The 22,036-nt window shown below is 68.6% G+C and carries 22 protein-coding genes; 12 read left to right on the top strand and 10 right to left on the bottom strand.

Annotation, left to right across the window (positions count from 1 at the left end; translation table 11 throughout):
- Positions 1 to 22 precede the first annotated feature (22 nt).
- Both ACZ5Z0_RS07960 and ACZ5Z0_RS07955 read right to left on the bottom strand, forming a co-directional pair.
- Entirely contained in the window at positions 23 to 946 is a 924-nt protein-coding gene (locus ACZ5Z0_RS07960; protein WP_464110640.1) for a DUF8083 family protein, read from the bottom strand.
- A 31-nt stretch (positions 947 to 977) separates the two neighbouring features.
- A complete protein-coding gene (locus ACZ5Z0_RS07955; protein ID WP_464110639.1) occupies positions 978 to 1,784 on the bottom strand; it encodes an exodeoxyribonuclease III in 807 nt (268 codons plus the stop codon).
- 154 nt (positions 1,785 to 1,938) lie between these two features.
- On the opposite strand from ACZ5Z0_RS07955, the gene ACZ5Z0_RS07950 reads away from it, so the two are divergent.
- Genes ACZ5Z0_RS07950 through ACZ5Z0_RS07930 form a run of 5 tightly spaced genes read left to right on the top strand, consistent with a single transcriptional unit; the run spans position 1,939 to position 6,858 of the window.
- Entirely contained in the window at positions 1,939 to 3,438 is a 1,500-nt protein-coding gene (locus tag ACZ5Z0_RS07950) for a CoA-acylating methylmalonate-semialdehyde dehydrogenase (RefSeq protein ID WP_464110638.1), read from the top strand.
- Positions 3,438 to 4,505 (top strand): enoyl-CoA hydratase/isomerase family protein, encoded by a 1,068-nt coding sequence (locus tag ACZ5Z0_RS07945; RefSeq protein WP_464110637.1) that lies wholly within the window; start codon positions 3,438 to 3,440, stop codon positions 4,503 to 4,505. Before ACZ5Z0_RS07950 ends, ACZ5Z0_RS07945 begins: the two co-directional genes overlap by 1 nt.
- Entirely contained in the window at positions 4,498 to 5,487 is a 990-nt protein-coding gene (gene mmsB, locus ACZ5Z0_RS07940; RefSeq protein ID WP_464110636.1) for a 3-hydroxyisobutyrate dehydrogenase, read from the top strand. The genes ACZ5Z0_RS07945 and mmsB overlap by 8 nt, the downstream gene beginning before the upstream one ends.
- Positions 5,484 to 6,260 carry an enoyl-CoA hydratase gene (locus tag ACZ5Z0_RS07935; protein ID WP_138767615.1) on the top strand — a complete coding sequence of 259 codons (777 nt, stop codon included), beginning with the start codon at positions 5,484 to 5,486 and terminating at the stop codon, positions 6,258 to 6,260. The genes mmsB and ACZ5Z0_RS07935 overlap by 4 nt, the downstream gene beginning before the upstream one ends.
- Positions 6,261 to 6,282: 22 nt before the next feature.
- On the top strand, positions 6,283 to 6,858 hold the full coding sequence (locus tag ACZ5Z0_RS07930; protein WP_464110635.1) for a hypothetical protein: 576 nt from the start codon (positions 6,283 to 6,285) through the stop codon (positions 6,856 to 6,858).
- Positions 6,859 to 6,907: 49 nt separating this feature from the next.
- Here ACZ5Z0_RS07930 and ACZ5Z0_RS07925 read toward each other — a convergent pair whose 3' ends face one another.
- From ACZ5Z0_RS07925 to ACZ5Z0_RS07910, 4 genes are read right to left on the bottom strand one after another with little or no spacing between them, the layout of a single operon-like run.
- The gene (locus ACZ5Z0_RS07925; protein ID WP_464110634.1) at positions 6,908 to 7,540 is read right to left on the bottom strand and encodes a class I SAM-dependent methyltransferase; all 633 of its coding nucleotides are present in this window, start codon (positions 7,538 to 7,540) and stop codon (positions 6,908 to 6,910) included.
- 22 nt (positions 7,541 to 7,562) lie between these two features.
- Positions 7,563 to 7,991 carry a DUF1761 domain-containing protein gene (locus ACZ5Z0_RS07920; protein ID WP_464110633.1) on the bottom strand — a complete coding sequence of 143 codons (429 nt, stop codon included), beginning with the start codon at positions 7,989 to 7,991 and terminating at the stop codon, positions 7,563 to 7,565.
- Between the two features lie 58 nt (positions 7,992 to 8,049).
- Positions 8,050 to 8,556 (bottom strand): MarR family winged helix-turn-helix transcriptional regulator, encoded by a 507-nt coding sequence (locus ACZ5Z0_RS07915; RefSeq protein WP_464110632.1) that lies wholly within the window; start codon positions 8,554 to 8,556, stop codon positions 8,050 to 8,052.
- 2 nt (positions 8,557 to 8,558) lie between these two features.
- Complete coding sequence (locus ACZ5Z0_RS07910; RefSeq protein ID WP_464110631.1) at positions 8,559 to 10,295, bottom strand: AMP-binding protein; 1,737 nt, start codon at positions 10,293 to 10,295, stop codon at positions 8,559 to 8,561.
- Positions 10,296 to 10,512: 217 nt separating this feature from the next.
- On the opposite strand from ACZ5Z0_RS07910, the gene ACZ5Z0_RS07905 reads away from it, so the two are divergent.
- Positions 10,513 to 11,736: an acyl-CoA dehydrogenase family protein gene (locus ACZ5Z0_RS07905; RefSeq protein WP_464110750.1), complete on the top strand. Its 1,224-nt coding sequence runs from the start codon at positions 10,513 to 10,515 to the stop codon at positions 11,734 to 11,736.
- Positions 11,737 to 11,739: 3 nt separating this feature from the next.
- On the opposite strand, the gene ACZ5Z0_RS07900 is transcribed toward ACZ5Z0_RS07905, so the two are convergent.
- The 4 genes from ACZ5Z0_RS07900 to ACZ5Z0_RS07885 form a co-directional block, all read right to left on the bottom strand.
- Positions 11,740 to 13,497, bottom strand: a complete 1,758-nt coding sequence (locus tag ACZ5Z0_RS07900; protein ID WP_464110630.1) for a sensor domain-containing diguanylate cyclase — start codon at positions 13,495 to 13,497, stop codon at positions 11,740 to 11,742.
- Positions 13,498 to 13,508: 11 nt separating this feature from the next.
- Positions 13,509 to 14,111, bottom strand: coding sequence for a DinB family protein (locus tag ACZ5Z0_RS07895; RefSeq protein ID WP_464110629.1), 603 nt, complete (start codon positions 14,109 to 14,111; stop codon positions 13,509 to 13,511).
- 48 nt (positions 14,112 to 14,159) lie between these two features.
- Positions 14,160 to 15,341 carry an acyl-CoA dehydrogenase family protein gene (locus ACZ5Z0_RS07890; protein WP_464110628.1) on the bottom strand — a complete coding sequence of 394 codons (1,182 nt, stop codon included), beginning with the start codon at positions 15,339 to 15,341 and terminating at the stop codon, positions 14,160 to 14,162.
- 135 nt (positions 15,342 to 15,476) lie between these two features.
- Complete coding sequence (locus ACZ5Z0_RS07885; RefSeq protein WP_464110627.1) at positions 15,477 to 16,385, bottom strand: LysR substrate-binding domain-containing protein; 909 nt, start codon at positions 16,383 to 16,385, stop codon at positions 15,477 to 15,479.
- A gap of 172 nt (positions 16,386 to 16,557) precedes the next feature.
- Here ACZ5Z0_RS07885 and ACZ5Z0_RS07880 point away from each other — a divergent pair, with 172 nt between their 5' ends.
- From ACZ5Z0_RS07880 to ACZ5Z0_RS07855, 6 genes are read left to right on the top strand one after another with little or no spacing between them, the layout of a single operon-like run.
- Positions 16,558 to 17,808, top strand: a complete 1,251-nt coding sequence (locus tag ACZ5Z0_RS07880; protein ID WP_464110626.1) for a CaiB/BaiF CoA transferase family protein — start codon at positions 16,558 to 16,560, stop codon at positions 17,806 to 17,808.
- On the top strand, positions 17,801 to 18,214 hold the full coding sequence (locus ACZ5Z0_RS07875; RefSeq protein WP_464110625.1) for an acyl-CoA thioesterase: 414 nt from the start codon (positions 17,801 to 17,803) through the stop codon (positions 18,212 to 18,214). Before ACZ5Z0_RS07880 ends, ACZ5Z0_RS07875 begins: the two co-directional genes overlap by 8 nt.
- A gap of 45 nt (positions 18,215 to 18,259) precedes the next feature.
- Complete coding sequence (locus ACZ5Z0_RS07870) at positions 18,260 to 19,456, top strand: acyl-CoA dehydrogenase family protein (RefSeq protein ID WP_464110624.1); 1,197 nt, start codon at positions 18,260 to 18,262, stop codon at positions 19,454 to 19,456.
- Between the two features lie 33 nt (positions 19,457 to 19,489).
- Positions 19,490 to 20,266: a 3-oxoacyl-ACP reductase FabG gene (gene fabG / locus ACZ5Z0_RS07865; protein WP_464110623.1), complete on the top strand. Its 777-nt coding sequence runs from the start codon at positions 19,490 to 19,492 to the stop codon at positions 20,264 to 20,266.
- Positions 20,266 to 21,459 (top strand): thiolase family protein, encoded by a 1,194-nt coding sequence (locus ACZ5Z0_RS07860; RefSeq protein WP_464110622.1) that lies wholly within the window; start codon positions 20,266 to 20,268, stop codon positions 21,457 to 21,459. Before fabG ends, ACZ5Z0_RS07860 begins: the two co-directional genes overlap by 1 nt.
- Positions 21,459 to 21,914, top strand: a complete 456-nt coding sequence (locus ACZ5Z0_RS07855; RefSeq protein ID WP_464110621.1) for a MaoC family dehydratase — start codon at positions 21,459 to 21,461, stop codon at positions 21,912 to 21,914. The genes ACZ5Z0_RS07860 and ACZ5Z0_RS07855 overlap by 1 nt, the downstream gene beginning before the upstream one ends.
- The last annotated feature ends 122 nt before the right edge of the window (positions 21,915 to 22,036 follow it).

The raw sequence follows: 22,036 nt of genomic DNA, 5'->3' as shown, positions 1-22,036 counted from the left end.
CGCGTCCGTTACCCCCGGTGCCTCAGGAGGCGCGTGCCAGCTGCCGGATCGGGATCCAGCGGGAGGCCAGCCGCCGGTACGCCGCCGCAGCGCCGGTCATGTCGCCCTCGGCCAGGCACTCGATTCCCAGCCGCACATCCAGCGGCGACTCGTCCGGGTAAACCTTGTCGGCCACCGCGCCGTAGTCGAGTTCCACGACCGAATCCGGGTGGAAGAGCTCGAGCCATTCGGTGAGCTGGGTCAGATCCTCCAGCATGTCGAGGTCCGGAGCGGCGAGGGCCAGATGGGCGACGGCGTGCCGCACCCGTTCCAGTGCGGCCCCGAGCGTGGCCCGGATCCGCACGGTGATGATCCGGCCGCCGGACTCCACGACGTCGGTGGGGTCGGACTCCTGGAACAGGCAGAACCAGCTGAACGGGATCCCCCAGGTCGACGCGCGAGTGTGGACCCGGCCGACGCCCTCGCGTGCCTTGACCTGGTCGATGCGTTCCTGGTGCCGGTCCCGCAGTTCCTCCGGGATCAGGAGCTGTGCCAGCGGGCCGTGGATTCCCTCCATCAGGGCGTTGGCGGCCAGGCCGGCCCGGAGCACCAGCTGGCTGGGGCAGTACAGCAGCCTGGCCGGCAGCACCTCCCCGTCGTCGGCCTTGCCGGGTGCGGCGTTCCCGGGGCCGGCCTTGCCGGGGCCGGGGGATCCGCCGTCGCTGACGGCCAGCACACGCACCAGGTCCGTCTGGCCGGTGGGGAAGGGATCCCCGCCGGGGCGGGTGATGCGGCCCAGCGAGGCCAGCAGTTCGGCGTTCTCCACGGCGGCGCGGGACTCGGAGCGGGCGCCCGCGGCCCGCAGCGCCCCCTGCTGCTCGGCAGGGAAGGCCTCCAGGGGCTCGTAGACCCGCAGCGTCGAGGAAAACGGCAACCCGGCCTGGCCGTGGTAGAGGTTCCCCGTCATCGCGGGCCTGCGCTTCCCCGGCGGGCGTCCATCAGTCGGCCAGCTCCGCGATGACCGGGGCATGGTCCGAGGCGCCCTTGCCCTTGCGCTCTTCGCGGTCGATCGAGGCGCCCGTCACGCGGGCGGCCAGCGCCGGGGAGGCAAGGATGAAGTCGATCCGCATGCCTTCCTTCTTCGGGAACCGCAGCTGGGTGTAGTCCCAGTAGGTGTAGACCCCGGGTCCCTGCGCGTACGGGCGGACGACGTCGGCGAAGCCGGCGTCTTCGAAGGCGCGGAAGGCCGCGCGTTCCGGTTCGCTGACGTGGGTCAGGCCCTCGGTGCGGAAATAGTCGATGTCCCAGACGTCCTCGTCGCGCGGGGCGATGTTCCAGTCGCCCATCAGCGCGATCTGCGCCTTCGGGTCGGCCTTGACCCACGCCTCGGAGTGGGCACGGAGGGTGTCCAGCCAGCTGAGCTTGTAGGGCATGTGCTCATCGTCGAGCGCCCGGCCGTTGGGGACGTAGAGGCTCCAGACCCGGATTCCGCCACAGGTGGCGCCGATCGCGCGGGCCTCCTGGACTTCTTCCTTACCGCCCTTGCCGAAGACGGGCTGGTCCATAAACGTGCGTTCGACGTCGTCGAGGCCCACGCGGGAGGCGATGGCGACCCCGTTCCACTGGCTCAGGCCGAAGTGGGCGACCTCGTAGCCCATCCGTTCGAACAGCTCCCACGGGAAGTTGTCGTCCTTGCACTTGGTTTCCTGGATGGCCAGGACATCGCAGTCGGTGCGCTGGAGCCAGGCCTCAACGCGGTCGGCACGGGCACGGAGCGAATTCACATTCCAGGTGGCAATCTTCACAGTTCCTAACTTACCTTTCCTTGGCCCCGGGCGGTGCTGCCGCGGCCGCCGGCCCGGGCCGTCACCGCTGCCCGCCAGTCTGGAAATTAGTAGGAAGTCCGAGTATATTCGGGAGAAGAGATGATCTAGGTCACATGCAAAGGAGCATTCCATAATGGTTCGTGAGCTTTCCCATTACATCGGCGGGCAGCACGTGGAGGGCACCTCGGGGCGCTTCAGCGACGTCTACGACCCCTGCACCGGCGAGGTCCAGGCACGCCTCCCGCTGGCCAGCGCCGAGGAAGTCCGCAACGTGGTGGCCAACGCGGAGAAGGGCCAGCTGGAGTGGGCCGCCATGAACCCGCAGCGCCGCGGCCGGATCCTGCTGAAGTTCGTGGACCTGGTCAACCAGAACATGGACGAACTGGCCACCCTGCTTTCCTCCGAGCACGGCAAGACCTTCCTGGACGCCAAGGGCGACATCCAGCGCGGCATCGAGGTGGTGGAGTTCGCCGCCGGCGCCCCGCACCTGCTCAAGGGCGAGTTCTCCGACAGCGCCGGGACCGGCGTCGACGTCCACTCGCTGCGGCAGCCGCTCGGCGTCGTGGCCGGTATCACCCCGTTCAACTTCCCGGCCATGATCCCGCTCTGGAAGTCCGGCCCCGCCCTGGCGGCCGGCAACTCCTTCATCCTCAAGCCCTCCGAGCGTGATCCCTCCGTGCCGCTGCGGCTGGCCGAGCTGTTCACCGAGGCCGGCCTGCCGGACGGTGTCTTCAATGTGGTCAACGGGGACAAGGAGGCCGTGGACGCGCTGCTGGAGGACCCGCGCGTCCAGGCCATCGGCTTCGTCGGCTCCACCCCGATCGCGCAGTACATCTACGCCACCGCCGCGGCGCACGGCAAGCGCGCCCAGTGCTTCGGCGGCGCCAAGAACCACATGGTGATCATGCCCGACGCGGACCTGGACATGGCAGTTGATGCCCTGATCGGCGCCGGCTTCGGCTCCGCCGGCGAACGCTGCATGGCGATCTCCGTGGCTGTCCCGGTGGGCAAGGCCACCGGCGACGCGCTCGTGGCAAAGCTGCAGGAGCGGGTCGCGGACCTCAAGGTGGGCCACAGCCTGGCCAAGGACTCGGACTTCGGCCCGGTCGTCGCCGCTTCCGCCAAGGAACGGATCGAGGGCTACATCGCCTCAGGCGTCGAGGAAGGCGCCACGTTGCTCGCGGACGGCCGCGGCCTCAAAGTCGAGGGCTACGACGGCGGCTTCTGGGTGGGTCCGACCCTCTTCGACAACGTCACCAAGGACATGAAGATCTACCGGGAGGAAATCTTCGGGCCGGTGCTCAGCGTGCTCCGCGCGGAAGACTACGACGAGGCCCTGCGCCTGTGCAGCGAGCACGAGTTCGGCAACGGTGTGGCCATCTTCACCCGCGACGGCGACGCCGCCCGCGACTTCGCCAGCCGCGTCCAGGTCGGCATGGTGGGCATCAATGTCCCGATTCCCGTGCCGATCGCGTACTACACCTTCGGCGGCTGGAAGGCCTCCGGCTTCGGCGATCTCAACCAGCACGGCGCCGACGCGTTCCGGTTCTACACCAAGACCAAGACCGTCACCACCCGCTGGCCCTCCGGCATCCGCCAGGGCGCCAGCTTCGTGATGCCGGAAGGCAGCTGATGACGGAGCAGACGGGCGGAGAACCCGCCGAGGTCCGGTTCGAGCGCCGCGGCCGGCTCGGCGTCGTCACGCTGGACCGGCCCAAGGCCGTCAATGCGCTGACCGCCGGCATGGCGTCCGCGATGCTGGAGCAGCTCACGGTGTGGGCCGACGACGACGGCGTCGCCGCCGTCCTGGTGCGCGGCGCCGGCGAACGGGGGCTCTGCGCCGGCGGCGACATCGTGGCCATCTACCGGGACATGCAGGGCGGCGGCGACGCGACCGCAGACTTCTGGGCCGTCGAGTACCGGCTGAACCTGCTGATCTCGGAATACCCCAAGCCCTACATTGCGCTGATGGACGGGCTGGTCCTGGGCGGTGGGGTAGGTATCTCCGCACACGGCTCGGTCCGGATCGTCACCGAACGCACCAAGATGGGGATGCCGGAAACCACGATCGGCTTTGTGCCCGACGTCGGCGGGACGCTCCTGCTGTCGCGTTCGCCCGGCGAAACCGGCACCCACGCGGCGCTCACCGGAGCGCACCTGAGCGGTGCCGACGCCCTGTTCCTGGGGCTCGCGGACACCTTCGTTCCCTCCGCACAGCTCGCGGACCTCGCGGCGGCGCTGGAGACCGAGCCCGCGGACGCCGCCGTCGCCCGGTTCGCCGGGGAAGCCCCGCCGTCGGTCCTCGCGGCGCAGCAGGAATGGATCGATGCCTGCTACTCCTCCGACGACGCCGAGGAGATCCTGCGCCGGCTGCGGACCGTGGGCGGGGAAGCCGCGGACGCCGCCGACACCATCGCGGCCAAGTCCCCGACCGCGGTCAAAGTGGCGCTGGCCTCGCTGCGCCGCGTCCGCGGCCTGTGCCTCGCCGAGGCCCTGGAACAGGAGTACCGGGTGGGTCTGCGGTTCCTGGACGGCCCGGATTTCCGCGAGGGCATCCGCGCCCAGGTGGTGGACAAGGACCGCAACCCGCAGTGGCAGCCGGCCAGCCTGGCGGAGGTCAGCCGCGACGACGTCGAGGCGTACTTCGCGCCGCTGGGCGAGCGTGAACTGAAGCTTTCGAAGGAGCACGACAATGTCTGAAGCATCGCCGACCGAACCATCACCTTCTGACGCATCGCAGGCCGGTGCCATCGCGTTCCTCGGCCTGGGCCACATGGGCGGGCCGATGGCCGTCAACCTGGTCAAGGCCGGCTACACCGTGACCGGCTACGACGTGGTGCCGGCGGCGCTTGAAGCCGCCCGCGCCCACGGGATCGCTACCGCGGATACCGCCGCGGAGGCCGTCGCGGGCGCCGCCGTCGTGCTGACCATGCTGCCCAGCGGCAAACACCTGCTGGACGCCTACCGCGGCACCCTCGATCAGCCAGGCAAGCCCGGCGGTCCGGGGCTTCTGGCGGCCGCGGCGCCGGGGACGATGTTCCTCGATTGCTCCACTATCAACGTCGACGAGGCCCGCGAAGCCTCGGCGCTGGCGGTCGAGGCGGGCCACCGGGCCGTCGACGCCCCGGTCTCCGGCGGCGTCGTCGGGGCCGAAGCGGGAACCCTGACCTTTATGGTCGGCGCGACCGACGAGGACTTCGCCGCCGTCAAGCCGATGCTGGAGGTCATGGGCAAGCGGGTGGTCCACTGCGGCGGGCACGGCGCCGGACAGGCGGCGAAGATCTGCAACAACATGATCCTGGGCGTCTCGATGATCGCCGTCAGCGAGGCTTTTGTGCTCGGCGAGAAGCTCGGGCTGACGCACCAGGCACTCTTCGACGTCGCCTCGGCCGCCTCCGGGCAGTGCTGGGCACTGACCACCAACTGCCCCGTGCCCGGTCCGGTGCCGACCAGCCCGGCCAACCGCGACTACCAGCCGGGCTTCGCTGGCGCGCTGATGGCCAAGGACCTGAAACTGGCCCTCAATGCGCTCGAAAGCACCGGCGTCGCCGCCCGGCTGGGACCGCTGGCCTCCGAAATTTACGATACGTTTGCCGCGGAAGGCGGTGCCGGCCGGGACTTCTCCGGCATCATCACCGACATCCGGGACAAGTCCGAACAGCAGCCGAGGGGACAGGCATGACCGACTACACAAACATCCTGGTGGAGCGCCGAGGCCGCGTGGGCCTCGTGACGCTCAACCGGCCCGAGGCGCTGAATGCCCTGAACAAGGCGACGATGGACGAACTCGTGGCCGCCGTGTCCGCGATGGATTCCGACCCGGAGGTCGGCGCCGTCGTCGTGACCGGCTCGGCCAAGGCGTTCGCCGCCGGCGCTGACATTAAGGAGATGCAGTCCAAGGGCTACATGGAGATGTACGCCGCCGACTGGTTCCGCGGCTGGGAGGACTTCACCCGGCTGCGCATCCCGGTGGTGGCGGCGGTGTCCGGGTTTGCCCTCGGCGGCGGCTGCGAACTGGCGATGATGTGCGACTTCATCATCGCCGGGGACAACGCCAAGTTCGGCCAGCCCGAGATCAACCTTGGGGTTCTCCCCGGCATGGGCGGCTCGCAGCGCCTCACCCGCGCGGTGGGCAAGGCCAAGGCGATGGACATGATTCTCACGGGACGCTTCATGGATGCCGGGGAGGCCGAGCGTGCGGGCCTGGTGTCCCGGGTGGTCCCGGCCGCCGACGTCGTCGAGGAGGCCGTGAAGGCGGCCGAGGTGATTGCCTCCAAGTCCAAGCCCGTGGCCATGGTGGCGAAGGAAGCCGTCAACGCCGCCTTCGAAACCGGGCTGGCCCAGGGCGTGCTGTTCGAACGCCGCGTGTTCCACTCGCTCTTCGCCACCGAGGACCAGAAGGAGGGCATGGCCGCCTTCAGCGAGAAGCGGCAGCCCGACTTCACCCACCGGTAGCCGGCCCGCGGGAGGAACCGCCATGGGCACCGGTTTTCTGGGCGTTGGGGCTTGGCCGGAGGAAGTCCACGCCATGCTCCCCGGCGACGGGCTGGTCCCCGCCGCGGACGTGGTGATGGACCGGGGGTTCGACCTGCCGGCCGCGCCCGCCGCCGTCTGGCCCTGGTTTGTCCAGCTGGGCAAGGGACGCTCCGGCTGGTACCTGCCCCGATGGGCGGAAGCCCTCATTCCGGCGAGGCGGCGCGCCCTCCGGACCCTAGACCCGGCCTTGCAGGACCTCCGCGCCGGAGACGTCATCGCCGATTGGGGTGGTCCCGGGGCCACGTTCGAGATCGTGACCGTCGCCCCGCCCAAGGCCCTCGTGCACCGCTCGCAACGCGGCGCACTCGCCATCAGTTGGGCGATCGTCTTGCGGCCCGCGCCGGACCAGGCTGACCCTCAGGGCACAGCCTCCGGGACGCGGGTGCACCTGCGGCTCCGGCTCGCCGGGGTCAAACGCCGTCGACTCGTCGAAATCGGCGGCGGCCTGTTCGATCTCCTCACCATTGCTGGACTCGCGGCCGGGCTGAGGGAACGGCTGGCCGGCCCCCGGCCGTGACGGGGCCTCCGTGAGCCCCCCGGCCGTGACGGGGCCTCCGGCAGTGGCGTCAGGCCGTGCGGCGGGCGCGGAGCACGGCATCCCGGACCGTGACCGGGGCGCCCTCGGAATCACTGGTCGCCCGCGGCCGCGCGGTGCAGGTCACGATCTCCCACTCATGGGGGTCGAGGCCGGCGGCGATCTCCTCGGCGGTGAACAGCAGGCCGGGGGTGGAGGGCCGGCGCACGCTGGTGTCCAGGTCCGAGGGGTGGTGGCCCACGATCAGCAGTGTCCCGCCCGGCGCCACGGAGGCGGCCAGCCGGCTGTACACCCCGTCGCGCTGCGGCGCCGGCAGGTGCAGGAACTGCGCCGACACAAGGTCGAAGGTCCCGGCCGGCGGCGGTGACGCGGTGAGGTCCTGGTGCTGCCAGGTGATCCGGGCGGCCGTTTCGGGCTCGTCCTGAACCGCGGCGGCAGCCCTGGCCAGGGCCACGGACGAGATGTCCACCGCGGTCACCCGCCAGCCGCGCCGGGCCAGCCAGGCGGCGTCCGCGCCTTCTCCCGCTCCGACGTCGAGTGCGGAACCCGGCGTGAGGTCCGCGGCCTCGGCCACCAGTTGGGCGTTGGGCTCCCCGCTCCACACGGACGCGTGCTCGCCGTGCTGGCGGTACCGCTCGTCCCAGAACGATTCATCGAATTCCATGCTGCTCTTCTCCGGAACCGTCTTACCCGGCGCTGATCCCGAACAGGCCGATGATCAGGGCCATCACCATCAGGGTCACAAGTTCGTGGGCGCAGTTCAGTGCCGTCAGTCCCGCGGGGCGGCCCTCGAAGGCGTCGTGCGTGACGAAGCGGGCCGCGGTGAATCCGGCCCACAGAATCAGGGCGGTGACCAGCGTGTTGGCCAGGAAGTTGCCGCCGTAGAAGTGCTGCGAGATGGCGGCGGAGCCGGCCAGCACCCACGCGCTGATGAGGCTGACCAGCAGCGTGATGAGGATGGGCTTGACGGCGTCCCTGGCGTCCCCGCTGGGGGTGACCTTGGCGACGCGCATCCAGTAATTGCCGAACACCCTGGGCGTGTACCAGACGGATCCGACCACCATGCTGGACAGGGTCGCCAGCAGTACGGCCCAGATGTTGATTTCCGGAATCATAGCGCTCTCCTCGGCTCCGGGCCCATCCCTCGACGTGCCCGCAAGGGAAGTGTACGGCTTAGCCGCTGAAGTCCCCGGCATTGCGCCGGAAGTTGCCCAGGATCCGGATCAGCTGCTCCACGTCCGGCTCCTCGAAACCGGACTGGCCGAAGACCTCGGCGTTGAGCACAGCCGTCGCCCGCTTGGCGAGGGTCCGCCCCTCGGAGGTGAGCTCGATCAGCGTGGTCCTGCCGTCCGTGGGGTGCGGGGACCGGAGCACCAGCCCGGCCTCCTGCAGCCGGTCGACGGCGTTGGTCACCGACGTGGGGTGGACCTGGAGCAGCGCGCTCGCCTTGTTCATGGGCAGCGCGCCGCTCCGGGCGAAGCTGAGCAGGGCCAGCAGCTCGTAGCGCGCGAAGGTCAGTCCGAACGGCTTGAGTGCCGTTTCGATCCTGCCCAGCAGGATCTGCTGGGTCCGCATGATGGCGGTGATGGCGGCCATCGGGGCGGCGACGTCGGCCCAGCCGTGCCGCTCCCAGTTGCGCTGGGCGTCGGCGATCGGGTCACGCGGCAGCGGGGTGCCCATGCCTAGCCCTCGCCCTTCAGCCCGGGGAAGTCGGCCTCGGAGTACTCCGTGCCCAGTCCCTCCGGCACCCGGCCGGCCCCGTGCCGCAGTTCCTCGTTGTGCCGCAGTTCCACCCTCCGGATCTTGCCGGAGATGGTCTTGGGCAGCTCGGCAAACTCCAGCCGCCGGATACGTTTGAAGGGGGCCAGGTGCTCGCGGCAGTAGCGCAGGATGTCTTCGGCCAGTTCGGGTCCGGGCTCGTGGCCTGCGGCCAGGACCACAAAGGCCTTGGGCACGGACAGTTTGAGCGCGTCGGGGGAGGGGACGACGGCGGCCTCGGCCACCGCCGGGTGCTCGATCAGCACGCTCTCCAGCTCGAACGGGGAGAGCCGGTAGTCGGAGGACTTGAAGACGTCGTCGCCGCGGCCCACGTAGGTGATGATGCCCCGTTCGTCCCGGCTCGCCATGTCCCCGGTGTGGTAGTAGCCGCCGCGGAAAGCCTCAGCGGTCTTCTCCGGGTCCCCGTAGTAGGCCTTCATCAGCCCGACGGGGCGCGGGTCCAGGCGCAGGCACAGCTCGCCGTCGTCGGACTCTTCGCCGGTGGCCGGGTCCACGAGGACGACGTCGTAGCCGGGCAACGGCCTGCCCATGGCGCCGATCTTGATCGGCTGGCCCGGGGTGTTGGCGATCTGCACGGTGGACTCGGTCTGGCCGAAGCCGTCCCGGATGGTCTGGCCCCAGGCCCGCTGGACCTGGTCGATGACCTCGGCGTTGAGTGGTTCGCCGGCGGACACCACCTTGGTGGGCGGGTTTTTGAGCAGGGTGAGGTCGGCCTGGATCAGCATCCGCCAGACCGTCGGCGGGGCGCAGAAGCTGGTGACCTTTTCTCGGTCCATTTGCTCCATCAGGGCCTTGGCGTCGAAGCGGTCGTAGTTGTAGATGAAGACGCAGGCCTCGGCGATCCAGGGGGTGAAGACGTTGGACCAGGCGTGCTTGGCCCAGCCGGGGGAGGCGACGTTCAGGTGCACGTCGCCCGGTTCCATGCCGATCCAGAACATGGTGGACAGGTGGCCCACCGGGTAGGAGGTGTGCGTGTGCTCCACCAGCTTGGCCTTGGAGGTGGTGCCGGAGGTGAAGTAGAGCAGCAGCGTCTCGTCGGCCTTGGTGGGGGCGTCCGGGGTGAAGTTCTCCGCCGCGCCCGCCGCGTCCGCGTACTGCAGGGCCGCTGTGTTGATTTCGGCGTTGCCGGCGCCGCCGCCGATTTCGATCAGCCTGTAGTCGCCCGGGACGCCTGCGAACTTGGCGATGTTGGCGCTCCCGACGGCGGCCCAGCCGGCCCCGCCGCGCTCCACCCGGTCCTGCAGGTCCGCCGGTCCCATCAGGGTGGTGGTGGGGATCATCACGATGCCGAGTTTGATGCCGGCGAGCATCAGTTCCCAGAGCTCCACCTGGTTGCCGAGCATGATGATCATCCGGTCCCCGCGCCGCACGCCCTGGGCGCGGAGCCAGTTGGCTACCTGCGCGGAGCGCGCCGAGAGGTCAGCGAAGCTGCGCCGCGTGGCCGTACCGTCCTGCTCCACGATCACCAGGGCCGGCCGGTCCGCCTTGGCGGGATCGGCCGCGATCTGGTCGAACCAGTCGAGGGCGAAATTGAACTCAGCGAAGCGCGGCCATTCAAATTCCTGGCGCGCGGCCGTGTAGTCCCCGCGGAGGGCCAGCAGCCTGTCCCTCGCGGCACGGAAATCCTCGGTGACGGTCATGGTGCACCTTTCGCAGCCGGTCGCAGCCAGGCGGTCCGGTGGCGGCCGCCGCTGGCCTAGTGATCCCCATCACTGTGCAATATACTAGGACATCCAAGGGTTTGGAAGAGCAGATGTTGCTGCCGATGCGCGGCACATTACGAAGGGATACGTGCCCGTGCAGTCACAAGGAAGTGCCAGCGGACAAGCCGCCGTCAAGGCAATGGCAGGCGAGGCAATGGCAGGCCAGGCCGCGCCCGCCCACGGGGGCGCCGCGGAAAGTCCGGCCCCGGCGCCGGTGGTGCCCCCGTTCCCGGACGCGGACCTGATGTACATCGTGGACCTGCTGCCAGCGGACGAACGGGCGCGCTACCAGGAGATCCGGGAGTTCCTCCAGACCCGGATCCGCGCCGCGTCGATCGACTACTGGAACCGCGAGGAGTTCCCTTTCGGCCTGCTCGCCGAGCTGGGCAAACACGGCCTGGGCGGACTGCAGACGGACGGTACCTCCAAGCTTTTCAAGGGCCTGATGTACGTCGAGGTGGCCCGCGCAGACGTCTCGCTCTCGGCCCTCGTGGGCATCCACAACGAACTCATCGTCGGCATGATCGATGAGCTTGGCTCAGAGGAGCAGAAGGCGCGGTGGCTTCCCGGGCTCACGGCGTTCACCCAGCTCGGAGCCTTCGCCCTGACCGAACCGGACCACGGCTCGGACATCGCCGGGGGACTGTCCACCACGGCGCGGCTGGAAGACGGCGAGTGGGTCATCACCGGTGCCAAACGCTGGATCGGGGCCGGCACGATCGCCGACTTCGCCCTGGTCTGGGCGCGCGACGTCGCGGACCAGCAGATTAAGGGCTTCATCGTGGAGACGGACCGGCCCGGCTACACCGCCACCAAGATCGCGAACAAGATCGGGCTGCGGATCATGCAGAACGCGGACATCGTGCTCGACGAGGTCCGCATTCCGGAATCCAACCTGCTGCCGGGCGCCACTGACTTCTCCCGGGCCAATGAACTGCTGCGGGACTCGCGGGCGTGGGTGGGCTGGCAGGGCGCCGGCATCCAGCTGGCCGCGTTCGACGTCGCCCGGGCCTATTCGCTGGAACGCAAGCAGTTCGGCAAGGAACTGGCCCGCTTCCAGCTGGTCCAGCAGCAGCTGGCGGAGATCCTGGGCAATGCCAGCGTCTCCCTGGCGCTGATGGCCCAGCTGGCGCGGATCCAGCAGGAGGGCAAGCTGGAGATGGTGCAGGCCGCCATGGCCAAGTCCACCACCACCCGGCTGGCGCGGGCCTCCGTCGCGATGGGGCGTTCGCTGATGGGCGGCAACGGGATCAGCAGCGACTTCGAGATGGGCAAGCTCTTCGGCGACGCCGAGATCCTCTACACCTATGAGGGCAGCTACGAGATCAACTCCCTGATCGTCGCCCGGGCCGTGACCGGAAAGTCCGCCTTCGTCTAGGCGTCAGCCGGCTGCGCCGTAGCGCTCGCTGCGGTTTCGTCCGGCGTGCTTGGCGGCGTACAGCGCCCGGTCCGCGCAGGCCAGCAGGCTGTGGCTGCCGGCGTCGCCCAGTTCGCAGACCCCGGCGGAGACCGTAATCGGGCCCACCTCCCCGAAAGGCTCCGCCTCGATCGCGGCGCGGGCGCGTTCCGCCGCGAGCAGTGCCTCCGCGCCGTCCGTGCCGGGCAGCAGCCAGACGAATTCCTCCCCGCCGAAGCGGGCAACGATCTCGTCCTGGCGGGCGACGCCGCGGAGCCGGGCCGCGACGTCCGCCAGCACCACGTCGCCCATGAGGTGGCCGAAGGTGTCGTTGACCTTCTTGAAGTGGTCGATGTCCAGGACAACGGCGCTGAGGCTGGTGCCGCGGGATGCCGCCAGTTCGATCTCGCGGGCGAGGTGCTGCTCAAGCGCGCGCCGGTTGGGCAGCCCGCTGAGCTGGTCGGTGGTGGCCTGCAGTTCCAGGCTGGTGCGGGCCTCGGCGTTGCCGATGGCGATCTCCACCAGCTCGGCGAACTGGGCCAGGCGATCCAGCATTGCCTCGGTGACGCCCGTGCTGGACTTCGAGGTCAGGGTGACCACGCCCCACAGGCTGCCGTGGACCCTGATGGGGGCGGCCGCCGCGGACTGGAAGCCGCCGGCACGCATCTGCTCGGCGGCTGGGCCGCCCTCCGGGCCGTAGACCACGAGGGCGGGCTTGCCGGTGGCGGCGACCCGGACGGTCGCCGAGGTGTCCGTGAGCGAGAAAACGTGGGTGCGGTTCAGGGTGGGCGGCAGCGCCGGTGCCATCGCCACGATCTCCGCTGACAACGGCCCGGTGAAGCGGACGACGGCGGCCGAATCCACGGTGAAGAGGTCCCGCAGGATGAACGCGACCCGCTCCGAGATGTCCGCCGGGGCGGCGTTGCGGGCGACGGCGGTGGCGATCTCGTGCAGCGCGGCCCACGTCTGTTCCTGCTGGAGGCGCTCGGTGACATCCACGGCCACCACCATGCCGGCGGTGGCGTCGTCGTCGGAGTAGACGGGCCCTGCCTTCAGCCGGTAGGTCCGGTGTCCGATCCGCCGGCTCCAGGAGACCTCCTGGCCGGACAGGGCCGCACGGTAGCGGGGTTCCAGCTCGCTGGCCAGGGCGCCGTCGAGCACCTCGTGGATGGTTTTGCCTTCCAGCTCGGTGGACCGGTAGCCGAAGGACTCCAGCTCCTGGCCTTCGGCGATCAGGTAGCGCAGGTCCGCATCGAAGAGCAGGACAAAGACCCCGGGGACGCTGCGCGCGAGTGCCCGGTACCGGTCGGTGTCGCGCTGCTGGCGGCGTTCGGCGAGCACCCGCCCGGTGATGTCGGTGACCATCACGAAGAACCCGGATGTCCCGCCCTCGCGCAGGTCCGGCATGTAGGAGACCTCGGTGAAACGGGTCGCCCCGGCGGCGTCCGTGAGCGTTCGTTTGAAGAATTGCGGTTCGCCGCTGAGCACTTTGGCGATGTAGGACTGGTTGGCTGCCAGCACGGCGTCGCTGAGCAGGTCCTGGATGTGCATCCCGTGCAGCTCGTCGGATGTGACGCCGAACCAGTCGAGGTAGGCGTCGTTGGCCAGCCGGTTGCGCAACCCGGCGTCCCAATAGGCCACCATGGCCGGGATGCCGTTGAGCACGGCCCGCATCTGGGCGGGGACCTCCGGCAACGGCGGCCGTTGTGCGTTCTCCTGGGCGAGAGCGCTGTGAATATTCATTGCCCCAGTATCTATTGCGGCGGCGTCCGACGGGAAACCGGGTCTGCCGCCCGCGCAGCCGCCTCGACGCGTGCCCGGTGCGCGGCCCATTCCTCGGCGCCGCGCGGCGTCAGGTTCGGGTCGCCGGGGCCCTTCCCGGCCGTCCCGTCGATAAGTTCGCGCAGGATATCGGCGTGGCCCAGGTGTTGCGCCGTTTCGACGCACATGTGGACGAGGATCTGCTGAAGGGTGACGTCCCGGCGTTCCTCCGGCCACCACGGAACCTGGCCCGCGGCGTCCAGGGGCAGGGCTTCAATGGTGGCGTCGCTGTGGGCGGCCGCCGCGTGGTGCAGTGCGACGATCTGGTCCCGCGTTTCGTCCGGGGACGCCCACAGGTCGGCATCCGGTTCGGCGTCGTCCGCCAGCCAGGGCAGCGGCTGGCCGTGCGGGCGGCCGAAGACTTCACCGAAATAGCCGACCTCGACGCTGGCCACGTGTTTGACCAGGCCCAGGAGGTTGGTCCCGGTCGGGGTCAGCGGCCGGCGGACGTCGTAGTCGTCCAGCCCGTCCAGCTTGGCCAGCAGTTCGGCGCGGCGCAGGCGCAGGTAGCGGTGCAGGATCTCCTTGTCGTCCATGACCGGAATCCTACCGGGCCGCCGGCCAGAGCTGGCGGTGCGGTCCTCCTACCGGAACGCCGAGCTTCCCGTGATGCGCTGCCCCAGGATGAGGGTATGGACCTCATCGGTGCCCTCATAGGTACGCACCGATTCGAGGTTATTGGCATGCCGCAGCGGGGAGTGGTCCAGGGTAATGCCGTTGCCGCCCAGGATGGTACGGGCTTCGCGGCAGATGGCGATGGCCTCGCGGACGTTGTTCAATTTTCCTACGGAGATCTGGACCGGTTCCAGCGTCCCCGCATCTTTGAGGCGCCCGGTATGCAGGGCCAGCAACGTCCCCTTCTGGATCTCCAGCAGCATGTTGACCAGCTTCTCCTGGGTGAGCTGGTAGCCGGCGAGTGGTTTGCCGAACTGCAGCCGGTCCAGCGAGTACGTGAGCGCTGCCTCGTAGGAGTCCCGGGCCGCGCCCATCGCGCCCCAGATGATCCCGTAGCGGGCCTCGTTAAGGCAGGAGAACGGGCCGCGGAGCCCCTGGGCGCCGGGGAGCAGTGCCGCGCCGGGAAGACGGACGTCCTCAAGGGCGATGTCGCACTGGATCGAAGCCCGCATGGACAGCTTGGACCCGATCGGCGTCGCGGTGAACCCGGGCGTGTCCGTTGGCACGATGAACCCGCGGACACCTTGGCTGGTGTTGGCCCAGATAACGGCAATCTGCGCCACAGAAGCCAACCCGATCCAGCGCTTTGCGCCGTTAATGATCCAGCCGCCGTGGCCGTCGGGCTCCGCAAAAGTCGCCATACTGGACGGGTCGGAGCCGGCAGTAGGCTCTGTCAGCCCGAAGCAGCCGATCTTTTCGCCCCGTGCCATCGCCGGGAGGTGCTCGTTCTTCTGCTCCTCGGAGCCCCACTTGTGGATGGCGCTCATGGCCAGCGATCCCTGGACGCTAACGAAGGTCCGGAGCCCGGAGTCGCCGGCTTCCAGTTCCATGGCGGCGAGGCCGTATTCGACGGCGCTGCGGCCGGGGCAGCCGTAGCCCTCCAGGTGCATCCCGAGCACACCGAGCTCGCCCAGTTCGGGTACCAGCTCAAGCGGAAAATGCGCCTGCTCGTACCAGGCGCTGATGTTGGGCCGGATGCGCTCGGTCACGAAGGCGCGGACCCTGGCGCGCAGTTCAAGCTCCTCCGCCGTCAGCAGGCTGTCCAGGTTGAGGACGTCGTCGTTCACGAGGGTGGCTTCAGCTATGGTCACGGGTTTAACTCCAGGCAAGTAGGTGGCGGCAATCTCCATTGATTCCGGCAGCGGCCGGCAGGTACTGACCACTGTGCCAGCCGGATTGCGACGGTTCCAATACCGAATGGTGCCCGCGCTGATACCCGCGGCGCATCAATCCGCTGGCTGGCCCGGCGACGGGAGGACGGATTCGGAGAGCTGCAAGACCTGGCGGAGCGCAGGGCTCATGTTGTCCTTGCGCCAAACCAGGCGCAACTGGATGACGTCGGCCGGATCATCCAGCGGCAGGAAAACTACTCCCGGGTGGCTGAAGTTCTCCGGCACCGATGACACCGTCAACGCGACCCCGATCTCTGCGGCGACCAGTGCCATCAGAGTCTGGGAGTCCGGCGCCACCTGCACGATGTCCGGAGCATAGCCGGCGCTGTTGGACAGTCGGCGAAGATAGTCGTGCAGGATGGCGCCGGGATGCTCGGGGAGAGTGACAAAAGGCTCGCCGGCGAGGTCGGCCATCACCAGCGAGGTCCGCCGGCTCAGGCGGTGGCCCTCGTGCAGCGCCACCACGAGCCGCTCATTCGCGACAGTCCGGGACTCCAGAGCCTCCGGAATGAAATTCCACCGGCCAAGGCCCACTTCCATGGCGCCCCTCATGACCCGGTCCATGGCCGGCAAGGCAAAGTTCGAACTGGACAGCTGGAACTCAATCCCCGGGTGGGTCTCCCGGACCTTTTTGGCCAGCTTTCCGACCATAACGTGTGAGGAAACCCCGGCGAACGCCACCCGTACCCTTCCCGTCTCGCCCTTGCCCACCGAGGCCACCGCCAGGGCTGACCGACGGCAGGCCGCCAGGATGTCCCGCGCCGGGGCCACCAGCGCTTCGCCCTCGGCAGTCAGCCGGACCGACCGGGTATTCCGGACAAAGAGCGGTGCCTTGAGCTCGTGCTCCAGACGTTGAATGGCCCGGCTCAGCGGCGGCTGCGCCATGTGGAGCTTTTCTGCCGCCCGCCCGAAATGCAGTTCGTCAGCGACCGCGAGGAAGGCCCGTATCTGTTGAATTTCCATCCCGCTTCACGCCCGGTCCAGGTAAACGTCGTTGTTCATCTGCTCAAGATACCGAACAAACCGGCGCCGGCAGTGATGAGGCTGAGGTATCAATTCGGCACAAATGCGTATTGGACGCGGATCAATCGGCTTGCCAAGGTAGGTGATGCAGACCACATATCGGAGGAACCACATGAAAAAACCGAACGCTGAATCGGCCGCCGGAGCGGGCTTCGGCCCGATCCCGGACGCTGCCAGCCAGGCCCCCGGCATGCTCGGCCGCACAGGGTCAGGCCCGCTGGCCGGCGTCGTGATCGCAGACTTCAGCCGGGTGCTCGCTGGCCCCTATGCCACCATGCTGCTGGCCGATATGGGCGCGACGGTTATCAAGGTTGAGGGGCCCGAGGGGGACGACACGCGCAGCTACATGCCGCCGGTCCGCGACGGCGAGGCCACGTTCTTCCTGGCGGTAAACCGGAACAAGCACTCGATCGCCCTGGATCTGAAGGACCCGGAGGACCTGGAGGTGGCGCGTGCGCTGATCCGTTCCGCGGACGTCATGATCGAAAATTTCAAGCCGGGCAACATGGAACGCCTGGGGCTGGACTACGCCGCCGCCGCCGAGCTGAAGCCGGACATCATCTACGCATCCATCACAGGGTTCGGCACCGGCGCCGGCGCGCACATCCCGGGGTATGACCTGCTCGTGCAGGCAGTCTCCGGGATGATGAGCCTGACCGGTGACCAGGCCACGCAGCCGTACCGGGCCGGCATCGCCCTGTTTGACGTCATCACCGGCCTGCACGCCGCCATCGGCATTCTGGGGGCTCTGCACCACAAGGGCCAGACCGGTGAAGGCCAGTTGGTGGAGCTGAACCTGCTGACCTCGGCTCTGTCCGGCATGGTCAACCAGTCCGCGGCCTACGTGACCGGTGGTGTGGTGCCGACCCGGATGGGCAACGAACATCCCAGTATGTACCCCTATGCACCGATGCAGACCGGGGACGGCATGATCATCATCGCGACGGGCAACGACGGCCAGTTCGTCCGGCTCTGCGCTGCCTTGGCCATCCCCGACGTCGCCGCGGACCCGAATTTCGCCACCACACTGCAGCGCAATGCGCACCGGGATGAACTCCGGGAGATCCTTCACACCGTGCTGGCAACGCAGTCCGCCGCGCAGTGGTTCTCGCAGCTCTCCGACGCCGGCCTGCCGTGCGCCCCGATCCAGGACGTGCGCGGCGGTGTCGATTTCGCCGAACGGCTGGGACTGCAGCCGGTGGTCCTGGCCGGCAGCGGGACGCGGAGGATCCCCACGGTCCGGCACCCCGTGGAGTACTCCCGCACCCCCGTCGACTACCCGCTCGCGCCTCCAGAGCTCAACGAAAGCTCCGAGCTGGTCCGCGACTGGCTGCTCCGGCAGAAAACCCTGGCCCATGCCTGAGCCGTACCGGACGCGGATCTCCCCGCGCTGGTCGGACCAGGACCTCAACGGCCACGTGAACCACGCCGCCGTCGTGACGTTGCTCGAGGAGGCCCGGATCCAGTGGCGCGCGACGACGCCGGTGCCCCGGACTGCCGCCGCGACGCCGACCGTGGTGGCGGCCCTCGAGCTGAACTACCGGCGCCCCGTGATCCACGGCCAGGAGCTGACAGTCGAGCTGACGGTCAGCAGGATCGGCACCAGTTCCTACACCCTCGAGTGCGCAGCCACCCAGGGCGGCGAAGTCGCCGTGCATGGCCGGACCGTCCTGGTCGCGGTCTCGCCGGAGACCGGCGCGGCCAGGCCACTGGCGGACGAGGAACGGTGTTGGCTCGTTCAGTTCCAGCTCAGCCCTTGCCGCACCTAAGCACCCGACCCGCAGAATTCCCATTCCACCCCTGGAGTTGACCCAATGACTACCGATCCCGCCGAAAACGGCACTGATTTCTACCTGATGGACGATTTCCTTACCGCCGAAGACCGCGCCCTCCGGCTGAAGGTGCGGAATTTCGTGGACAAGGACCTGCTTCCGGTCATCAACGGCTATTGGGAACGGGCGGAATTCCCGTTTGAACTCATCCCCAAGCTCGCAGCCCTCGGCATCGTGGGCTCCACCATCAAAGGTTATGGCTGCCCTGGGTTGACCCGGCTAGCTGCCGGGATCGTCGCGGCCGAAGTCTCCCGCGGCGACGGCTCGGTCAACACCTTCCTCGGCGTCCAGTCCGGCCTTGCCATGGGCACTATCAACATGCTGGGCAGCGAGGAGCAAAAGGAACGCTGGCTTCCGTCGATGGCCACCTTGGACAAAATCGGAGCCTTCGCCTTGACAGAGCCGGACCACGGCTCCGACTCGGTGGCGCTGGAGACCAGCGCCCGGCGGGAGGGCGACAGCTACATCATTAACGGCCGGAAGCGGTGGATCGGCAATGCCAGCATGGCCGACGTCGTCATCATCTTCGCCCGCGACGAGGAGGACGGCAAGGTCAAAGCCTTCGTCATGGAGCGCGGCGCGGACGGAGACTACCCGGCCGGCTATCACGCCGAGGTCATCACCGGAAAAATCGGCAAACGCGCCATCCTCCAGCCGGACATCACCTTGGACAACCTCCGCGTGCCGGCGGACAACCGTCTCACCGGCTGCCAGTCCTTCAAGGACGTCACCCGCGTCCTGACGGCCACCCGCAGCGGCGCAGCCTGGGAATCCCTGGGCCACGCCATGGCGGCGTACGAGGCGGCAGTGGACTACGCGAAGACCCGCCAGCAGTTCGGCAAAGCGATCGGCAGCTTCCAGCTGGTGCAGAACAAACTCGCCAACATGCTGGCAGAGCTTACGGCCATGCAGCTGATCTGCTTCCGGCTGGCGCTGCTGGCCGAAGACGGACGGATGACCGGCCCCATGGCCTCGCTGGCCAAGATGCACACGGCGCAGAAAGCCCGGTGGATCTGCTCCGAAGCCCGGGACATGCTCGGCGGCAACGGCGTCCTGCTCGAGAACCACGTGGCCAGGCACATGACGGACATGGAAGTGGTGTCCACCTACGAAGGCACCGACTCCATCCAGTCCCTGCTCATCGGCCGGGAGATCACCGGCATCTCAGCCTTCGGCTAGATCCGGTACCCGACACAACCAAAGGAAACATCAATGACCAATTTCACTAACAAAGTGGCCGTCGTCACCGGCGGGGCACAGGGGATCGGTGCCGCCACGGCACTGAAGCTGGCGGCCGGCGGTGCCGCCGTCGTCGTCCTGGACCTCAACGAGGACGGCGCCAAGGACACGGCGCAGCAGATCTCCGCGCATCCGCAGGTCCTCTCGGCCGGTGGCCGGGCCGTAGCAGCCGTCTGCGATGTCACCGACGAAGCCACCGTGGACCGGGTCTTCGCCGAACTCTACCGGGAGTTTGGCCGGCTCGACATCCTCGTCAACAACGCTGGCATCACCCGCGACAACCTGTTCTTCAAAATGGAGCGTCCGGACTGGGATTCGGTGCTCACTACCAACCTGACCAGCGCCTACCTCTGTTCCCGGGCCGCGCAGCGGTACATGGTCCCGGCTAGGGCCGGACGGATTGTCTCGCTCAGCAGCCGCAGCGCCCTGGGCAACCGCGGCCAGGCGAATTACGCGGCTGCGAAAGCCGGCATCCAGGGCCTGACGGCTACTCTCGCCATTGAGCTCGGCCCGTTCAACATCACCGTCAACGCGGTGGCCCCCGGCTACATCGCCACCTCCATGACTGCAGCGACAGCCGAGCGGGTCGGCAGCAGCCCGGCCGAGCATCAGGCGGCGGTCGCCGCCCGGACACCGCTGGGCCGGGTTGGCCAGCCCGAAGAAGTGGCCGCCGCCGTGGCGTTCTTCGCCAGCGACGACGCCTCCTACATCTCGGGCCAGACGCTGTACATCAACGGCGGGGCGCGCTGATGCCGGAGGTGTTCCTTGTTGGCGGTGTCCGCACTCCCGTGGGCCGCTACGGCGGGGCCCTCGCCACCGTCCGGCCCGACGACCTCGCCGCCCTGGTGCTGCGGGCCGCCGTGGACCGGGCGGGCATCGATCCCGACAGGATCGACGAGGTCATCCTCGGCTGTGTGAATCAGGCAGGGGAGGACAATCGCAATGTTGCACGGATGGCGGTGCTGCTGGCTGGATTGCCCGACGCGGTCCCCGCGGTTACGGTCAACCGGCTCTGCGCCTCCGGCCTGACCGCAATCAGCATGGCGGCGCAGTCCGTCCGCAACGGCGACGCCGACGTTGTAGTGGCCGGCGGCGTCGAGTCCATGACCCGGGCACCCTGGGTGATGGCTAAGCCGGAACAGCCGTTTGCGAAGCCGGGGGAACTGTCCGACACCTCGATCGGTGCACGGTTCGTAAATCCGCGGATGCAGGTCGGCGCCCGGTTCTCGATGCCGGAAACGGCTGAGGAAGTGGCCGGACGCGAATGTATCTCCCGGGCCGATGCGGACAGCTTCGCCTTGCGCTCACATGAGCGGGCGCTGGCAGCGATCGACGCAGGCAGGTTCCGGGACGAGATTGTTCCCGTTCCCGTGGCCGGCCGTCGTGGTGCAGTTTCGGTGGTCGACACCGATGAGGGTCCGCGCCGCGGCTCCTCCCCGGAGGCGCTCGCGGCCCTGCGACCGATCGTAAGGCAGGACGGCATCGTCACCGCCGGCAACTCCAGTTCCCTCAACGACGGCGCCTCTGCCGTCGTGGTGGCCAGCGGCGAGGCCGTTGCCCGCTGGGGTCTTACGCCGCGGGCCCGGATCGTCACCAGCCAGGCGGCCGGGGTTTCCCCGGAGGTCATGGGCATTGGCCCAGTCCCGGCCACGCGGAAGGCTTTGGCGAAGGCCGGCTGGAGCTTGGACGGCGTGGGCGCCGTCGAACTCAATGAGGCTTTCGCCGCACAGTCACTCGCCTGCATGCGGCTGCTGGGGCTTGATCCGGGCACCGTCAACAACGACGGCGGCGCGATCGCTCTGGGGCATCCGCTGGGATCCTCCGGTTCACGGATCGTCGTGACGTTGCTGGGACGGATGGAACGCGAAAACGCCGCTCGAGGCTTGGCCACGATGTGCGTCGGGTTGGGCCAGGGCGTCGCGATGCTACTGGAGAGGGTCTGATGATGAGGCTGTTTGAAAATGTCGCCGAGCTCGAGGGGGCGGCCGGACAGGAACTGGGAGTGAGCGGCTGGCACCGGCTGGAGCAATCCCAGATCCAGGCCTTCGCCGACGCCACCCTGGACCAGCAGTGGATCCACACCGACCCGGAGCGGGCCGCCCACGGTCCCTTCGGCGCCACCGTGGCCCACGGCTACCTGAGCCTGTCAATGCTGCCTTACCTGGCCGGGCAGGTTTACCGGGTCCGGGGCGCGGAATCGATCATCAATTACGGGCTGGACAAGGTCAGGTTTCCGGCGCCGGCCAGGGTCGGTTCCCGGATCAGGGACCGGCTGACGCTGACCTCGGTGACAGCGACGGCCAACGGCCGGCAGCTGAAGGTCCTGCACCGGATCGAGCTGGAAGGCTCCGACAAGCCCGCCTGCATCGCCGAAACCGTGTCCCTCCTGAGGGTTTGAGGCGGCAGCCGGGTCCGCTCCGCACCACTGCACCAACTGCACCACCACCATCCGAACAATGAAGTTACGGCCGAGCCTGCCTGCAGGCTCCTCACTAGGGAGATAATCCGTGGTTACTGAAA

The organism is Arthrobacter sp. T2-23, from assembly GCF_055398325.1.
Note: the sequence above shows the minus strand (reverse complement) of the source record. Positions and strands in the feature narration are given on the sequence as shown.

Coding starts and splice junctions, on each gene's coding strand:
- ACZ5Z0_RS07960 (WP_464110640.1), bottom strand. CDS start 946: ATGACGGGGAACCTCTACCACGGCCAGGCCGGGTTGCCGTTTTCCTCG.
- ACZ5Z0_RS07950 (WP_464110638.1), top strand. CDS start 1,939: ATGGTTCGTGAGCTTTCCCATTACATCGGCGGGCAGCACGTGGAGGGC.
- ACZ5Z0_RS07945 (WP_464110637.1), top strand. CDS start 3,438: ATGACGGAGCAGACGGGCGGAGAACCCGCCGAGGTCCGGTTCGAGCGC.
- mmsB (WP_464110636.1), top strand. CDS start 4,498: ATGTCTGAAGCATCGCCGACCGAACCATCACCTTCTGACGCATCGCAG.
- ACZ5Z0_RS07935 (WP_138767615.1), top strand. CDS start 5,484: ATGACCGACTACACAAACATCCTGGTGGAGCGCCGAGGCCGCGTGGGC.
- ACZ5Z0_RS07930 (WP_464110635.1), top strand. CDS start 6,283: ATGGGCACCGGTTTTCTGGGCGTTGGGGCTTGGCCGGAGGAAGTCCAC.
- ACZ5Z0_RS07925 (WP_464110634.1), bottom strand. CDS start 7,540: ATGGAATTCGATGAATCGTTCTGGGACGAGCGGTACCGCCAGCACGGC.
- ACZ5Z0_RS07920 (WP_464110633.1), bottom strand. CDS start 7,991: ATGATTCCGGAAATCAACATCTGGGCCGTACTGCTGGCGACCCTGTCC.
- ACZ5Z0_RS07915 (WP_464110632.1), bottom strand. CDS start 8,556: ATGGGCACCCCGCTGCCGCGTGACCCGATCGCCGACGCCCAGCGCAAC.
- ACZ5Z0_RS07910 (WP_464110631.1), bottom strand. CDS start 10,295: ATGACCGTCACCGAGGATTTCCGTGCCGCGAGGGACAGGCTGCTGGCC.
- ACZ5Z0_RS07905 (WP_464110750.1), top strand. CDS start 10,513: ATGGCAGGCCAGGCCGCGCCCGCCCACGGGGGCGCCGCGGAAAGTCCG.
- ACZ5Z0_RS07900 (WP_464110630.1), bottom strand. CDS start 13,497: ATGAATATTCACAGCGCTCTCGCCCAGGAGAACGCACAACGGCCGCCG.
- ACZ5Z0_RS07895 (WP_464110629.1), bottom strand. CDS start 14,111: ATGGACGACAAGGAGATCCTGCACCGCTACCTGCGCCTGCGCCGCGCC.
- ACZ5Z0_RS07885 (WP_464110627.1), bottom strand. CDS start 16,385: ATGGAAATTCAACAGATACGGGCCTTCCTCGCGGTCGCTGACGAACTG.
- ACZ5Z0_RS07880 (WP_464110626.1), top strand. CDS start 16,558: ATGAAAAAACCGAACGCTGAATCGGCCGCCGGAGCGGGCTTCGGCCCG.
- ACZ5Z0_RS07875 (WP_464110625.1), top strand. CDS start 17,801: ATGCCTGAGCCGTACCGGACGCGGATCTCCCCGCGCTGGTCGGACCAG.
- ACZ5Z0_RS07870 (WP_464110624.1), top strand. CDS start 18,260: ATGACTACCGATCCCGCCGAAAACGGCACTGATTTCTACCTGATGGAC.
- fabG (WP_464110623.1), top strand. CDS start 19,490: ATGACCAATTTCACTAACAAAGTGGCCGTCGTCACCGGCGGGGCACAG.
- ACZ5Z0_RS07860 (WP_464110622.1), top strand. CDS start 20,266: ATGCCGGAGGTGTTCCTTGTTGGCGGTGTCCGCACTCCCGTGGGCCGC.
- ACZ5Z0_RS07855 (WP_464110621.1), top strand. CDS start 21,459: ATGATGAGGCTGTTTGAAAATGTCGCCGAGCTCGAGGGGGCGGCCGGA.